Below are 14,655 nucleotides of genomic sequence, written 5' to 3'. Positions count from 1 at the left end.
CATGTCTTCATTCATTATTTATCCGGCAATTGATATTCGCGACGGGAAATGCGTCCGTCTGGTTCAGGGCGATTACAATCAGGAGACGGTGTACAATACGAACCCTCTTGAAGTTGCTCAAGCTTGGGAAGCGCAGGGCGCGTCTTGGATTCACCTTGTAGATCTGGATGGAGCTAAAGCTGGCTATCCCGTTAACGACAAGTTGATTGGACAAATTGCTCAGACAGTTAAAGTACCTGTGCAGATGGGTGGCGGACTGCGTACGGAGCAAGATATTGATCATATGCTTTCCTTAGGTGTATCTCGTGTCATTATTGGCACTGCAGCAATTGAAAATCGTGAATTTGTTTATAATTTGCTTGCTAAGCATGGAGAAAAAATTGCGATTGGCATCGATGCCCGAGATGGCTTTGTAGCTACACGTGGTTGGCTCGAAACGTCGCAGGTGAAAGCCGAGGATTTGGCAGTTGAGCTAGCCGAGAGAGGCGCAAAAACATTCATTTTCACGGATATTTCTCGTGATGGTATGATGGAAGGGCCTAACACGCAGGCAATTACACAGCTAGCCCAAATATCGGGGCAGACGGTTATTGCGTCTGGTGGCGTTAGCAAGATGGATGACTTGGTTCGCCTTGCGGATCAAGCAGATAATGGTGTAGGCGGAGCGATTGTGGGCAAGGCGCTCTACACGGGCAGTATTAACTTAGATGAAGCAATTAAGCTGATCTCTCGATAACATGACCGAGGGCAAGCAGCCTTGACAGGCTTCGGTAGATAAAGCACGATAACCCAGATGGAGGTGCCCATCATGTTAGCCAAAAGAATTATCCCTTGCCTTGACGTGAAGGATGGTAGGGTGGTCAAAGGCGTTAATTTCGTCAACTTGCGCGATGCGGGGGACCCCGTGGAGCTTGCTGCGATTTATGATAAAGAAGGCGCAGATGAACTTGTGTTTCTAGACATATCGGCTTCCGTGGAGGGTCGAGCTACCATGGTGGAAGTCGTTCGTCAAACTGCGGGAGAGATTACGATCCCCTTCACAGTAGGCGGGGGCATTTCCAGTGTCGATGATATGAAGCGGCTGCTTCGCGCTGGTGCCGATAAAATTGGCATTAATACAGCGGCAGTTCTTAACCCACAACTCGTCTCCGACGGAGCCCGTAAGTTCGGTTCTCAGTGTATCGTGGTTGCCATTGATGCAAAGTTCAATGTAGAGTGGGGCGAGTGGGAAGTATTTACCCATGGGGGTCGTAATGCAACGGGGATAAGGACGCTCGAATGGGCGAAACGCATGGAACAGCTGGGAGCAGGGGAAATATTGCTAACTAGCATGGATGCGGATGGTACGAAAGACGGCTTCGATTTGAAGCTTACGCGTGCGGTATCTGAGCTTCTCAGCATTCCGGTTATTGCCTCAGGCGGAGCGGGGAAAGCTGATCATTTCTACGATGTTTTTACGGAAGGTAAAGCTGATGCCGGACTGGCAGCTACTATTTTTCATTATAAAGAATTAACGATCCAAGGGGTCAAGGATGACCTCAAAAGTAAAGGAGTTGAAATCCGATGACATTCGCAGTAGATACGATTAAATATGATGCGCAGGGGCTAGTTCCCGTTGTTGTGCAGGATGCCGTTAGCAAAGAAGTGCTTATGCTTGCATATATGAACAGCGACTCCTTACAACGCACGATTCAAACAGGGGATACCTGGTTCTGGAGCCGATCCCGTCAAGAACTATGGAATAAAGGAGCAACCTCGGGCCACACGCAAAAAGTAAAAGCCTTGCGCTATGACTGCGATGCAGATACATTGCTTGTGCTTGTCGAGCAATTGGGCCCAGCCTGCCACAATGGAACGTACAGTTGTTTTACAACGAACATCCCATTGGAGGCCGAAGGAACTACTGCGGCGAATACCTCGAATAACACTTCTGAGTATTCCCAGGCTTCCATTGCGACAGGTAATCGTTTCGCAATTCTTTCGGAATTAGAATCCGTAATTGCTTCGAGAGATGCAGAGCGTCCTGAGGGGGCGTATACGACCTACCTTTTCGAAAAAGGTGTGGATAAGATTTTGAAGAAAGTGGGCGAAGAGGCCGCCGAAGTTATCATTGCTGCCAAAAATAAAGATAACGACGAGCTTCGTTACGAAGCAAGCGATCTGATTTTTCACTTGATGGTCTTGCTGCGTAACAATAAGCTGCCGTTGGATGACATCATGAAAGAATTAGCGATTAGACACGTGAAAAAATAAATACAATGACCTGGAGTGAAACCACGATGTTGATTGATTATCATACACATCATGCACGCTGCGGTCACGCCTCTGGGGAACTAGAGGAATACGTCAAACGCGGCATCGAGATCGGGCTCACGCAATTAGGGCTGTCAGATCATATGCCGCTTTTGCACGTGGACCCTGCGACATATTGGCCTGAGATGGCTATGCCGATGGATGAATTACCGCGTTATGTGGAGGAATGTTTCCATCTGAAGGATAAGTATAAGGATCAGATCGATATCCGCGTCGGGCTTGAAGGCGACTATATCGAAGGCTACGAATCGGAGATCGCAGCAATTATCAAGGCATACCCATGGGACTATGTGATCGGTTCGGTTCATTTCTTAGGCGAGTGGGATATTTCTGATTTTAGACAAGTGGCGGGTTGGGAAGGTAAGGATATTTATGAGGTTTATACGCAATACTACGAAGCAGTAAAAAAAGCGGTTCGTACAGGATTTTACGATTATATCGGACATATTGATGTGATCAAACGATTCGGCTACAAACCGGACCGGGATCCTTGGGAACTGGAAAAGGCTGCTTTAGATACAGTGAAAGAGCATAATCTGGCCATCGAACTGAATGCTTCAGGATTACGAATGCCTTGTGAGGAGATGTTTCCAAGTCGTCGTATGTTAGAGTATTGCCATAAGGTGGGGATTCCGTTGACAATTGGCTCGGACGCACACCAACCAGTTCGTCTATCCCAGTATTTGGACCAAGCTCGCGATCTATTGAAAATGCTCGGATTTAACGAAATAGCCACATTTTCTGCAAGAAAACGTCGTCTTGTTACTTTTTAAATTCGACAAGTTTCATGTATAATAGGTATGATTAGAAAGGTACGATAATCTATTTAATGAACCTTCGGAGGTAGCCATTAACCATGCATAGCGACAATGTTAAAATCTTTTCCGGATCTTCGAATCCGAAGCTTGCGGAACGTATTTGTAATGAGCTCGGCCAGCCGCTTGGAAAAATCAAGTTGTCCCGTTTCAAAAGCGGTGAAATTTACTGTCTGTACGAAGAAACGATTCGTAATTGTGACGTATTTCTGGTACAAACGTTCTCACATCCCATTAATGAACACATGATGGAACTGTTGGTCATGATGGATGCGGCGAAAAGGGCTTCCGCAAAAACGATCAACCTTGTCATTCCTTACTATGGTTACTCCCGTCAAGAACGCAAAGCTGCTCCGCGTGAGCCGATTTCTGCTAAATTAGTAGCTGACTTATTCAGTGCAGCGGGTGCTACTCGTGTTGTGACGATTGACCTGCATGCGCCTGCAATACAAGGCTTCTTCAATATTCCAGTTGATCATCTGACAGCGTTAGATGTTATCAGTGATTGCATCAAAAAGAAAAACCTGCCTGATCCGATTATTGTCTCTCCTGATGCGGGACGTGCAACAACAGCTGAGAAAATGGCTAACATTCTCGATGCGCCATTCGCTATGATGATTAAGAAGCGCCCTGCTCACAACGAATCCGTCATTACGCACGTGATTGGTGACGTAGCTGGTCGTACGCCAATTATTATCGAGGACTTGATTGATACAGGAACAACTATTGTGAACGTTGTAGAAGGCCTCAAAGAAAGAGGAGCGCATGATGTTTACATCTGCGCGACACATCCAGTGTTCTCGGGTCCAGCTCTGCAGCGCTTGGATCACCCTAATATTAAAGAGGTTATTATTACGGATTCTATCGCGATTCCTGATGACCATTCGGATAAATTCCGTGTGCTTTCAGTAGCTCCGTTATTGTCGGATGCGATTCGAATTATTAACGATGGTGGATCCCTATCTTCACTCTTTAAATACGGCGGCGTTTAAATTTCTGCTTAGCTTTTGGTTAATATTTTTGGCTTCCGGTAGATCTATGGTATAATTTGATCGTAATCAAATTACCGGAGGTGTCTTACTATGGAAAAGATGAAGCGTGTGTCCGAATCACCTAAGCCTAAAGTCATTTCAATAAACATGGATGCCGCATTCTTTTTCGAGAGAGCGGTTCAATCATTGGATCGATTTCACTATGATAAGGCATTGAAATATTTCCGTAGAGCTGCAGAGTATGAACAGGATAATCCTGTGAATCATTGCAACCTCGCGGGTGTTCTCTCCGAGATGGGTAATTACGAAGAGTCGAACCGAATTTTGCAGCATGTTCTTGATGTCATCGATCCAACGATGACGGAATGTTATTTTTATATGGCTAACAATTACGCCAACATGGACAGTTTTGAGTTGGCGGAGCAAGCAGTCGTTCGATATTTGGAGAATGATCCAGTCGGACAGTTTATGGATGAATCCGAAGAAATGATGGAAATGCTGAGCTACGAACTCGAGCGCCCCGCCCCTCTCACTAGCATTAAGAGTAGAGAAGGGCTCTTCGAGCATGATAAAGCCCGTGCTTTGTTAGAAGAAGGGAAATTTGCCGAGGCTGTGAGACAGTTGGAGCAGATAGTTAAGAAGAATCCAGAGTTCACGGCTGCGCGCAATAACCTTGCCTTAGCATATTACTATATGGGCCAATTCGAAAAGGCGATGGAAACGATTCATGAGGTTTTGGAGATCGATTCAGGGAATCTGCATGGGCTTTGTAATTTGGCGATATTCCATCAGCACTTCGGCAACAAAGCGGAGCTGGCAGAGCTAGCTGCTCTGCTGCGCAAGACGTTCCCCTATCAGCATGACCACGTGTTTAAGTTAGCTACGACCATGGGTATACTTTCTGAACACGAGAAGGCGTATCACCTATTCAAGCGTTTGTTGAAAGCCGGCGAAGGCACGTCTGATCCTTGCCTCTATCACTATGCAGCTGTTGCGGCGTGTCATATCGGCCGATTTGCTGAGGCGCATAGGCTATGGAAGCAGGTTGAGAAGCTCGATCCGGGTACAGAGATATCGAAATTCTATCTGGATCAGCTCCGTACTCGTACAACGAGTGAAACGCAACCGACCTGGAGCTATCACTATCACTTGCCTTTCGAAGAGCAATTCCGGGTTTTGGAGAAATCAACACAAGGGATTCCAGACCAATTGAAGAAAGATCCGCTTGTTCGCTCGTCCTTCTTCTGGGCGTTGCGACATGGTGATACGGATACCAAATTACAGGTTATTCAAGCCTTTGGTCTTATAGCAGACGCTGAAGTCCGAGATGCTTTACAGGATTTCATTCGAGAGCGCCAAGAGGACGATTATTTGAAAAAAGTCGCCATTTTCGTGCTTCGGAGTATGGGAATTCGCGATCCGTTACCTGCCTTTCTTGAAAATAAGGACACTATGGTAGAGGCATCGCCTTATTCCCCGCAATTGCCGATTTGGGATGCCAAGTGGCAACGTGTCATGGAAACGGCGATTTCACATATGCACAAACGTTACGATATGATCCAGCAGTATGATTTGGAAATATTATGGGTTGAATTTTTGACTAAGATCTATCCTAGCGTGCCTAAGATTCAGAAGTCCGAAGGTTGGGCTGCAGCGCTGGAGTATCTGATCGCCAAAATGCATCGTCGTGCCATCTCGTATCAAGAAGTATCCACTCGATATGGCGTCACCGTTTCGACCGTGAGTCGCAATGTGAAGCTTATCGATGAGGCTTGTGGTTTGCGTGAGAAAATGGAAGCTATTTTCCCTAAATTTCCTAGCATTTGATAGTCGGGCTTCTCTACGGGGAACGCCCGTTTTCATACATAAATTATGGGCAGCTCAAGCTGTCTGCAGAGAACGAATCGTATTGGAGGGAAACCATATGTACAAATCAGTCGTTGTAGGAACAGGACCATCCGGTCTAACAGCAGCCATCTATTTAGCTCGTGCCAACTTGAGCCCACTCGTTATTGAAGGCCCGGAACCAGGTGGTCAATTGACCACTACTACCGAAGTTGAAAATTTCCCGGGATTCCCTGAGGGCATCATGGGTCCCGAATTGATGGAAAATATGCGTAAACAGGCAGAGCGCTTCGGCGCTGAGTTCAAAACTGGTTGGGTAAACTCGGTTGAACTCACGAACCGTCCGTTTAAGCTTCAAGTTGAAGGTCTTGGCGAGATTGAAACAGAAACACTTATTATTTCCACAGGAGCTTCGGCTCGCCTGCTCGGTATTACGAACGAAAGAGAAAATATCGGTCGTGGCGTAAGCACTTGCGCAACGTGCGATGGATTCTTCTTCCGCGGTAAAAAGATTATTGTTGTCGGCGGTGGCGACTCTGCGATGGAAGAAGCAAACTTCTTGACGCGTTTTGCTTCCGAGGTTCGTCTGGTGCATCGTCGCGATGAGCTGCGTGCCTCCAAGATTATGCAGGACCGCGCTCGCGGTAATGAGAAAGTGAAATGGTCGCTGAACAACACGCCACTGGAAGTTGTGGCAGGTGAAAAAGGCGTGACTGGTCTGAAAGTGAAAAACAATGTGACGGGCGAAGATGAGATTATTGAAACGGATGGTATTTTCGTAGCCATCGGTCATACGCCGAATACGAAATTCCTCGGTGGACAAATCGACACGGACGACCATGGTTACATTGTAGTGAAACCAGGTACAACAGAAACGAATATCCCAGGCGTATTCGCTTGTGGTGACGTGCAGGATACGAAATATCGCCAAGCGATTACAGCTGCTGGAAGCGGCTGTGCGGCAGCGCTGGAAGCAGAGAAGTTCCTTGAAGGTAACATTGTACACGACTGGAGCCAGACGCTGTAATACGTCTGAATCTATTTACAGCAAACGTGGAGGGCTATGCTTTCCGCGTTTTCTCATTGTATAGGGAGTTAGTTCATTCTTGACCTGTATACAACCTTGTCTTATAGTTGGAACAGGAGCTTTTGCCCGAAAAATTATATGATTATTCGTAGAGGTGACCTTGCAATGTTAAATCAGATTTATATCGGTGTAGATTTAGGTGGTACCAATATTAAGGTCGGTATCTGTGATGAGCAGGGGAAGCTGCTGCACACATTTGAAGGACCAACAGGCGCAGAACATGGCGCTGACGCCGTGCTTGAGCGAATTGCCCAGTATGTGCGTCAAATTGTCGAAGATTCTCCGTTTGAATGGGAGCAAGTGGCCGGTATTGGCGCTGGGCTCGCGGGTTTTATGGATATCCCTGAAGGCCTTATTAAATTCTCTCCTAACTTGCAATGGCGCAATGTCCCTGCGAAAAAAACGCTTGAAGCTTTACTTGGTAAAACTGTGAAAATCGATAACGATGCCAACGTTGCCGCGTTAGGCGAGGCTTGGGCGGGAGCAGGAGCAGGCATTCCGAATATCGTATGCTACACACTAGGAACAGGCGTTGGTGGCGGAATTATTATTAATGGTAAAATTTATCAAGGCTCCGCCGGTATGGCAGGCGAGCTTGGACATATGTCAATCGTGCCCGATATCGAAGCGATTAATTGCGGTTGCGGTCAGGTGGGTTGCCTAGAAACCGTTTCCTCAGCAACAGGTATCGTTCGCATGGCGAAAGATGCGGTTGAGCGTGGTGAGCATACATCACTTGCTTTACATGAGAAAATCGAAGCTAAGCACGTATTCGACGCTGCAAAAACTGGAGATGAAGTGGCTCTACGTATTGTTAATCGTGCTGCTTATTACCTTGGCCGTTCAATGGCTGCTATGGCTGTCGTAATCAATCCGAAGCGCTTTATTATCGGGGGTGGCGTTTCAAGAGCTGGCGAGATTTTATTTAATCCAATTCGTGAAACATTCAAGAAATATACACCAGAAACTGCGCAAGAAGGTGTGGAGATTGTTGCAGCGACACTAGGAAACGACGCAGGGATAGTAGGCGCTGCCGGTTTAAACTTGCGCTAATGAAGTAGAATTGAAGTTCGTGCAGTGAGTGGGGGGCGCCCCCTCACTTATGAAACGCACGCCAAAGGAAGGTGCAATCGATGGAAGAAATCCACCCTTTAGCGAAACTAGTTATTATCACAGGAATGTCGGGTGCTGGTAAGACGATCGCTGTGCAAAGCCTTGAGGATCTTGGCTTCTTTTGTGTGGATAATTTACCCCCTGTTCTCATTCCTAAATTTGCTGAGCTGATTGTGCAATCTATGGGTAAAATCGGGAAAGTGGCCTTGGTGATCGATTTGCGAGGGCGTGAATTTTTTACGTCACTTCAAGAATCGCTGCGTTATATCCAAGAGAATTACACGCTTTCTTACGAAATTTTATTTCTGGATGCTACAGACTCGACTCTCGTTCAACGCTATAAAGAAAGTCGTCGCCGTCACCCGCTTGCACCCAATGGAGCGCCTTTGGAAGGCATCGCTATGGAGCGCAAGCTGCTAGAAGAACTAAAAGGCTTGGCTACGCAAGCCATTGATACGAGCACGCTTAAGCCGCTACAGTTGAAAGAAAGAATTATTTCTCGGTTTACCAATTTGGAGTCTAACCGCATATCTATAAACGTAATCTCCTTCGGATTTAAGTATGGGATGCCAATTGATGCTGATTTGATCTTTGACGTGAGATTTTTGCCCAATCCTCATTATGTAGAGCAGCTTCGTCCTCAGACAGGTCAAGATGCAGACGTATATGATTATGTGATGAAATGGAACGAGACGCAAGAATTCCTCACGAAGCTGCTCGATATGCTGCTTTTCTTGATGCCACAGTACAAGAAGGAAGGCAAGAGCCAAGTGGTCGTAGGTATTGGGTGTACAGGAGGTAAGCATCGGTCTGTTGCAATTGCCGAATATCTTGGTAAGGTGATGGGCAATAGTGAAACCGAAGCTGTACGTGTAAGTCATCGAGATGCGGAGCGGGATCGCGTATAGGCGGTCTTACGATTAAGAGGGTGAAGGATGAATGGATCGTGATGACTCACAACGCACTCCCAAAATAGTCGTTATAGGCGGTGGAACAGGTCTCTCTGTGATGCTAAGAGGCCTCAAGGAAAAACCGGTCGATATCACTGCAATTGTTACCGTAGCTGATGATGGAGGCAGCTCTGGTATTCTCAGAAACGAGCTGCAAATGCCGCCTCCTGGCGACATACGCAACGTGCTAACCGCACTTGCTGATGTAGAGCCTCTAATGGCGCTTATTCTTCAATATCGTTTTCAGTCAGGAACTGGATTGGCTGGGCATAGTTTGGGGAATCTAATCTTGGCTGCACTTACGGATATTACGGGCGATTTCGTGACAGCTGTTCAAGAAATGAATCGTGTATTTGCAGTTAGAGGCAGAGTGCTGCCGGCGTCGAGTCAAGCGATTGTACTGAAGGCGGAGATGGAGGATGGCACCTTGGTAATAGGTGAATCCAAAATTCCTAAAGCAGAAGGGCGGATTAAGCGGGTATTCATAGAACCGGCCAATGTGACGCCACTTGCAGAAGCAATTCAGGCTATAAAGGAAGCGGATGCCATTCTATGTGGTCCGGGTAGTTTATACACCAGTGTTCTTCCCAATTTACTCGTCCCCAAGATCGCTCAAGAAATTATGAAATCAGAAGCAGTCAAGATATTTATCTGTAATGTAATGACACAGCCTGGTGAAACTGACGACTATTCGGTTAGCGATCATTTGGCTGCGATCCATGATCACCTAGGGCATCATTTATTCGATTATGTTATCGTGAATAACGGTGATATTCCTCCTCAAGTCCAAGCGAAATACGCAGAAAAGGGCTCCAAAGCAGTTCATCTAGATTTGGATGAAGTGATGAAGAGGGGATACCAGGTCATTGCTGACCGGCTCGTGTTGTTCCGAACCTATCTGCGGCACGATGCTGAGAAGCTAAGTGAACATATTTATCAGCTCGTTGAAAGCTGGATGTTAAGGAAGAGGTGAGACCTTTGTCCTTTGCGGCAACAACCAAAAAAGAATTAACGATGATTGAGACAGAAGCATGCTGCGAAAAAGCAGAATTATCTGCATTAATTCGTATGAATGGATCCGTTCAGCTGTCAAATCAGCGGGTTATTCTCGATATATCTACCGAAAATGCCGCCATTGCAAGGAGAATCTACACCCTCCTCAAAAAGACATACCGGCTACATATCGAGCTGCTCGTACGTAAAAAAATGCGGTTGAAAAAGAATAATGTTTACATGGTTAGGGTTCCAGTAGGTGTTCAGGAGCTATTAAGCGATTTGAAAATCGTCTCCGAGGGCTTTATGTTTACGCCTGGGATAGAGAAAGAAATCATTCGCGGGAACTGCTGTAAACGAGCTTATTTACGTGGGGCATTTTTGGCAGGGGGATCTGTGAATAGCCCGGAGGGTTCTTCATACCATCTAGAAATAGCTTCTATTTACGAGGAACATTGCCAAGCCTTATCGCAGCTTGCTAACAAATTTGATTTGAATGCACGCTCCATTGAACGCAAGAAAGGGTTTGTGCTTTACATCAAGGAAGGCGAGAAAATCACGGAGTTTTTGAGTATCATCGGGGCTCATCAGGCGCTGCTGCGTTTTGAAGACGTTCGCATTATGAAGGATATGCGGAACTCTGTGAATCGCATTGTGAATTGCGAGACGGCAAATTTAAATAAAACCATCGGCGCAGCGTTTAGACAGATCGAGAATATCCGTCTTTTACAAAGAGAGGTGGGTCTTGAGAGCTTGCCGGATAAGCTAAGAGAAGTAGCTGAAATCCGGCTTCAGCATCCCGACTTGAATCTCAAGGAAGTAGGCGACATGCTCAAAGGAAACGTTAGTAAATCGGGCGTTAATCATCGGTTAAGGAAAATTGATGAAATGGCCGAAAAACAGCGAAATTCTTAAGTTTTGGAGCCTTGGTTCATCGTGTGCGTAAGTTTTTCTCATTTTTTCTAGTGTACTTGAGGGAAAAATGCTATAATGTTAAAACATAGGGTATCTGCACTGTCATCAATAGTAGTCCGTATAAGCTACTTGAGTAGGGGGAATTAGTTCCATGTCCAGACGGCCAGTCGTTGTGAAGTTGAGAACAGGACTTCATGCCAGACCTGCGGCATTGTTTGTTCAAGAGGCAAATAAATTTTCATCAGAAATCTTCGTTGAAAAAGATGAAAAGAAAGTGAATGCGAAAAGCATCATGGGAATTATGAGCCTTGCGATCAGCACAGGGACCGAAGTCTTCATAAGCGCAGAAGGATCGGACGCCGAGCAGGCTGTAAACGCTTTAGTCACATTGGTAAGCAAGGAAGAATTGGAGAACCAATAATTCGTCAAAAGCTTCCTCTTGAGGAAGCTTTTTTTCTTGAAAATTTTAGGTTGGGAATGAAATGATATTGCAATTATGAGAGAGAGGTCTGTTCATAAAAGTTGATTTTAGACGTCATCACGTGTAGAGTGTGTAATCTAAGTGGTGGGAGACCGAGCAGATCGTTATTTTTTATTTTAAGCTGAAATTATGGCAAATTTGTTAACAACTAGGGAGAACCAGAAACCTTTTCCTTAAGACTACGTCTAAGTATCGTGGTCAACAATGGAAAGGGCTATTTGCCGTGTACAACAACGATTTCCGCTCTGCCGTCATCGTCCACATTTATCCGAAATTCAAAGGAGTAAGCGAATGAAATTCAAAAGAAAAGAAATGACTCTGCTGCTAGCGCTTTTCGTCTTTCTAGCCAGCACAATAACTGCACCCGCCGCTCACGCTGTCTCAGCTAGTTCGTCCTTTATTTTATTGTATATCGATAAGTCCGAAGCTTTCATGAATGAAGAACAAATTCATTTGGATGCACCAGCTACCATTATTAATGGCAGTACGTACGTTCCGGCCAAATTCCTCGGAGACGCAATGCGTTTCAAGGTAGAATGGAGCGATGCGACACGGACCATTCAAATGACGCCTCCAGGGTACGATATTGTTCTAGATGCTGATAACAAGAGAGTAACTACGAATGGCGTAGATACAGCTTTTAAATCTGTTGCGGCGATTGTAAATGGTAAGCTGCTCGTGAAGCTGACCTGGTTGGCTGACTACATGGGTGCGAAATATACGTACAACAGTGAATTGCGACGTGTAGAAATCGTTCATTTGCCAACGCCAGAAGGCATCTATGTCGATCAGGACAGCAATTCCCGACCAGTTGCCAAGTTCACAACGGCTAAGCCTACATATCGACTTGGGGAGCCTGTGAAGTATATCGATTTAAGTTATGATCCGGATGCGGAAGGACTTGTTTCCTACGAATGGGTAGGGAATAAAGAAGTGTTCTTTAAGGCTGGGAAATACCCGGTAACACTACAGGTGTCTGATCGACACGGACATGTAAGTCCAGTGTTTAAGGGCTTTGTCACGGTAGTAGACGAAACTTATTTGAATGAAGTGGAATATCCGATCTATACGAAGCCTGTAGGCGGGTTCATCAAGTCAGATTGGGGAACGATTTGGTCCCATTTTAACGAAATGCCCAACTTGCCTAAGAAAGTAACAGAAGTCACTGATCGTAGACTGCTAGTCTCAGATAGTCCGGAGGAGTTTACAGAGAAGGGAATTTTGTATCAAGATAACATTAACGGTAAAGCTAGATTGTACGCAGATCATATCAATGGCACGCAGCAAAAAATGACGATGGCGATTTTCGCTACGAATAATACAGATAAGCCGGTTATGATTCAAACGACGAATAAAGGTGAGGTTTACCCATCTGTTTACGCCAATCTAATTGGTAGTGAAGCGTCAGTCGATTTCTTGTTAAATAACGTATATAACGAAAAACTGACCGTACCGCCGCACCAAACCTATGTGTATGCGAAGCTGCCGGATTTCTACCCAGGTCAAGGTGTAAACTTGTTCTATGACGTTGAAACGGATGGGGAGCTCCAAATCTCGTTTGGGGTTACCGATTTGAAATTGACGCCAACTACAGCACAGGAGCTGCCTCTATTGGGTTTCACAGGTCATGTGCGCGGGACATTCCCGATTTCTGAGATTAAGTGGGATATAGATGCGACGAGCTTTACGAAAACTTCTGTATTGACGATTGGTGATAACAAAACAGATCCATTCGTCAAAGGGTATGACGTAATGCGCAAGATGAATGTGGAGAATGGCGGTAACTACGGGGTTGTTTATAAGATTCACGCGAACAAACCGCGTAAAATGGCTTTGATGATTATGGCTAAAGGCGGCGTCTTCAAAGGGCCGTTCAAGATCAATGGCGAGATTGTGCCAGTCCCAGCCTCAGGTGTCATAACCGCTTTCGACGGTATGGAGGTTCTTGCGCGTACGACAGGAACGGAAAATGCACTGGATATCGAGTTTACGCCTCCGGCAGGCTCGGCTTTCCCCATCGATCTGATTTTCTATCCGCTAGATGAAAAGAAATAAGTAGTTGAGAAAACAAAAACCAGCCGATGACCGCTCGTGAGCGTGTCATGCAGGCTGGTTTTTGTTTTGTTTACAATTTACACGCGTTCAATGACTTTGTCGATGAGTCCGTATGCGGCTGCTTCTGCAGCGCTCATGAAGTTATCGCGGTCTGTATCTTTTTCGATACGTTCAAACGTTTGTCCTGTGCGCTCCGCAAGGATGGTGTTCAGGTTGTCTCTCATTTTCAAGATGCGCTTTGCGCGAATCTCGATGTCAGAAGCTTGACCCTCAGCACCGCCGAGTGGTTGGTGAATCATGACTTCGCTGTTAGGCAGCGCATAACGCTTGCCTTTGGCTCCGGCTGTGAGCAAGAATGCGCCCATGGAAGCAGCCATACCCACGCAGATCGTGGACACGTCTGGTTTAATGAACTGCATCGTGTCAAAGATGGCCATACCGGCAGTAATGGAGCCGCCTGGGCTGTTGATGTAGAGCGAGATATCTTTATCAGGATCTTGTGCGGCCAAGAAAAGTAGCTGAGCAATGATGGAATTCGCTACAACATCGTTGACACCCGTGCCTAGGAAAATAATGCGGTCTTTCAGCAAGCGGGAGTAAATATCATATCCTCTTTCACCGCGCGCGTCCTGTTCGACGACCATAGGGATAAAACTCATGAGAATTACCTCCTTCAAAGGGTACATGGTTCAAATGGTTGATGCTGGTACATACTACTAACAGTATCTACAAGTATGATAACGAAAAAACCTCCAAAGGTCAAGGAAGGTCAAACTAACAATAAAAAAAATCAGTTTTTCAACTGATTTCCTGCTTACATGAACGCGCCCGCAAGGAATCGAACCTTGATCTCAGGCTTCGGAGGCCTACGTCATATCCATTGGACCACGGGCGCATGTCTTATATAAAAAGTGAAGCAAGGGTTATTATAAGATAGTTGTAATGAAAAAGCAAGACCGTAAGCCCTTTCAGTCTAGAATAGAGAAAATATTAGAACAATTGTTGAATCTCACAAGATAATTGGTTATAATAAAGCGTGTAAGGAACTTTTTTTTCGCCCGGGTGGGACGCAAAATGCATACCCGGGACACAAAAC

General features: G+C 45.8%; 14 protein-coding genes and 1 tRNA gene. 13 read left to right on the top strand and 2 right to left on the bottom strand.

Features of this window, described 5'->3' with window-relative positions:
- The first annotated feature begins 1 nt into the window (after position 1).
- The 13 genes from hisA to GK047_RS26700 all read left to right on the top strand — a co-directional run bounded on the left by hisA (position 2) and on the right by GK047_RS26700 (position 13,559).
- A complete protein-coding gene (gene hisA, locus GK047_RS26760; RefSeq protein ID WP_163953507.1) occupies positions 2-736 on the top strand; it encodes a 1-(5-phosphoribosyl)-5-[(5-phosphoribosylamino)methylideneamino]imidazole-4-carboxamide isomerase in 735 nt (244 codons plus the stop codon).
- 72 nt (positions 737-808) lie between these two features.
- A complete protein-coding gene (gene hisF, locus GK047_RS26755; RefSeq protein ID WP_163953505.1) occupies positions 809-1,567 on the top strand; it encodes an imidazole glycerol phosphate synthase subunit HisF in 759 nt (252 codons plus the stop codon).
- Entirely contained in the window at positions 1,564-2,253 is a 690-nt protein-coding gene (hisIE, locus tag GK047_RS26750; protein ID WP_163953503.1) for a bifunctional phosphoribosyl-AMP cyclohydrolase/phosphoribosyl-ATP diphosphatase HisIE, read from the top strand. The genes hisF and hisIE overlap by 4 nt, the downstream gene beginning before the upstream one ends.
- 26 nt (positions 2,254-2,279) lie before the next feature.
- Positions 2,280-3,086, top strand: a complete 807-nt coding sequence (gene hisJ, locus GK047_RS26745; RefSeq protein ID WP_163953501.1) for a histidinol-phosphatase HisJ — start codon at positions 2,280-2,282, stop codon at positions 3,084-3,086.
- Positions 3,087-3,169: 83 nt separating this feature from the next.
- Complete coding sequence (locus tag GK047_RS26740; protein ID WP_163953499.1) at positions 3,170-4,120, top strand: ribose-phosphate diphosphokinase; 951 nt, start codon at positions 3,170-3,172, stop codon at positions 4,118-4,120.
- Between the two features lie 90 nt (positions 4,121-4,210).
- Positions 4,211-5,947 (top strand): tetratricopeptide repeat protein, encoded by a 1,737-nt coding sequence (locus GK047_RS26735; RefSeq protein ID WP_163953497.1) that lies wholly within the window; start codon positions 4,211-4,213, stop codon positions 5,945-5,947.
- 97 nt (positions 5,948-6,044) lie between these two features.
- Entirely contained in the window at positions 6,045-6,992 is a 948-nt protein-coding gene (gene trxB, locus GK047_RS26730; RefSeq protein WP_163953495.1) for a thioredoxin-disulfide reductase, read from the top strand.
- Positions 6,993-7,157: 165 nt separating this feature from the next.
- Entirely contained in the window at positions 7,158-8,105 is a 948-nt protein-coding gene (locus GK047_RS26725; RefSeq protein WP_163953493.1) for an ROK family glucokinase, read from the top strand.
- Between the two features lie 80 nt (positions 8,106-8,185).
- Positions 8,186-9,073: an RNase adapter RapZ gene (gene rapZ, locus GK047_RS26720; RefSeq protein WP_163953491.1), complete on the top strand. Its 888-nt coding sequence runs from the start codon at positions 8,186-8,188 to the stop codon at positions 9,071-9,073.
- A gap of 31 nt (positions 9,074-9,104) precedes the next feature.
- Positions 9,105-10,088 (top strand): gluconeogenesis factor YvcK family protein, encoded by a 984-nt coding sequence (locus GK047_RS26715; RefSeq protein ID WP_163953489.1) that lies wholly within the window; start codon positions 9,105-9,107, stop codon positions 10,086-10,088.
- 5 nt (positions 10,089-10,093) lie between these two features.
- A complete protein-coding gene (gene whiA, locus GK047_RS26710; protein ID WP_163953488.1) occupies positions 10,094-11,023 on the top strand; it encodes a DNA-binding protein WhiA in 930 nt (309 codons plus the stop codon).
- Positions 11,024-11,174: 151 nt separating this feature from the next.
- Positions 11,175-11,444, top strand: a complete 270-nt coding sequence (locus GK047_RS26705) for an HPr family phosphocarrier protein (protein WP_028555561.1) — start codon at positions 11,175-11,177, stop codon at positions 11,442-11,444.
- Positions 11,445-11,795: 351 nt separating this feature from the next.
- Positions 11,796-13,559 (top strand): copper amine oxidase N-terminal domain-containing protein, encoded by a 1,764-nt coding sequence (locus GK047_RS26700; protein ID WP_163953486.1) that lies wholly within the window; start codon positions 11,796-11,798, stop codon positions 13,557-13,559.
- 77 nt (positions 13,560-13,636) lie between these two features.
- On the opposite strand, the gene clpP is transcribed toward GK047_RS26700, so the two are convergent.
- Complete coding sequence (gene clpP / locus GK047_RS26695; RefSeq protein WP_163953484.1) at positions 13,637-14,218, bottom strand: ATP-dependent Clp endopeptidase proteolytic subunit ClpP; 582 nt, start codon at positions 14,216-14,218, stop codon at positions 13,637-13,639.
- A 164-nt stretch (positions 14,219-14,382) separates the two neighbouring features.
- Positions 14,383-14,454: transfer RNA gene (locus tag GK047_RS26690), tRNA-Arg, on the bottom strand.
- Between the last annotated feature and the right edge of the window lie 201 nt (positions 14,455-14,655).

Source organism: Paenibacillus sp. SYP-B3998 (assembly GCF_010820665.1).
Taxonomy (GTDB): Bacteria; Bacillota; Bacilli; order Paenibacillales; family NBRC-103111; genus Paenibacillus_E.
The sequence above is the reverse complement of the archived record's forward strand: the minus strand, read 5'-3'. Positions and strand labels throughout refer to the sequence as shown.

Excerpts from the sequence above, each read along its gene's own strand:
- hisA (WP_163953507.1), top strand. The coding sequence starts at position 2 with ATGTCTTCATTCATTATTTATCCGGCAATTGATATTCGCGACGGGAAA.
- hisF (WP_163953505.1), top strand. The coding sequence starts at position 809 with ATGTTAGCCAAAAGAATTATCCCTTGCCTTGACGTGAAGGATGGTAGG.
- hisIE (WP_163953503.1), top strand. The coding sequence starts at position 1,564 with ATGACATTCGCAGTAGATACGATTAAATATGATGCGCAGGGGCTAGTT.
- hisJ (WP_163953501.1), top strand. The coding sequence starts at position 2,280 with ATGTTGATTGATTATCATACACATCATGCACGCTGCGGTCACGCCTCT.
- GK047_RS26740 (WP_163953499.1), top strand. The coding sequence starts at position 3,170 with ATGCATAGCGACAATGTTAAAATCTTTTCCGGATCTTCGAATCCGAAG.
- GK047_RS26735 (WP_163953497.1), top strand. The coding sequence starts at position 4,211 with ATGGAAAAGATGAAGCGTGTGTCCGAATCACCTAAGCCTAAAGTCATT.
- trxB (WP_163953495.1), top strand. The coding sequence starts at position 6,045 with ATGTACAAATCAGTCGTTGTAGGAACAGGACCATCCGGTCTAACAGCA.
- GK047_RS26725 (WP_163953493.1), top strand. The coding sequence starts at position 7,158 with ATGTTAAATCAGATTTATATCGGTGTAGATTTAGGTGGTACCAATATT.
- rapZ (WP_163953491.1), top strand. The coding sequence starts at position 8,186 with ATGGAAGAAATCCACCCTTTAGCGAAACTAGTTATTATCACAGGAATG.
- GK047_RS26715 (WP_163953489.1), top strand. The coding sequence starts at position 9,105 with ATGGATCGTGATGACTCACAACGCACTCCCAAAATAGTCGTTATAGGC.
- GK047_RS26705 (WP_028555561.1), top strand. The coding sequence starts at position 11,175 with ATGTCCAGACGGCCAGTCGTTGTGAAGTTGAGAACAGGACTTCATGCC.
- GK047_RS26700 (WP_163953486.1), top strand. The coding sequence starts at position 11,796 with ATGAAATTCAAAAGAAAAGAAATGACTCTGCTGCTAGCGCTTTTCGTC.
- clpP (WP_163953484.1), bottom strand. The coding sequence starts at position 14,218 with ATGAGTTTTATCCCTATGGTCGTCGAACAGGACGCGCGCGGTGAAAGA.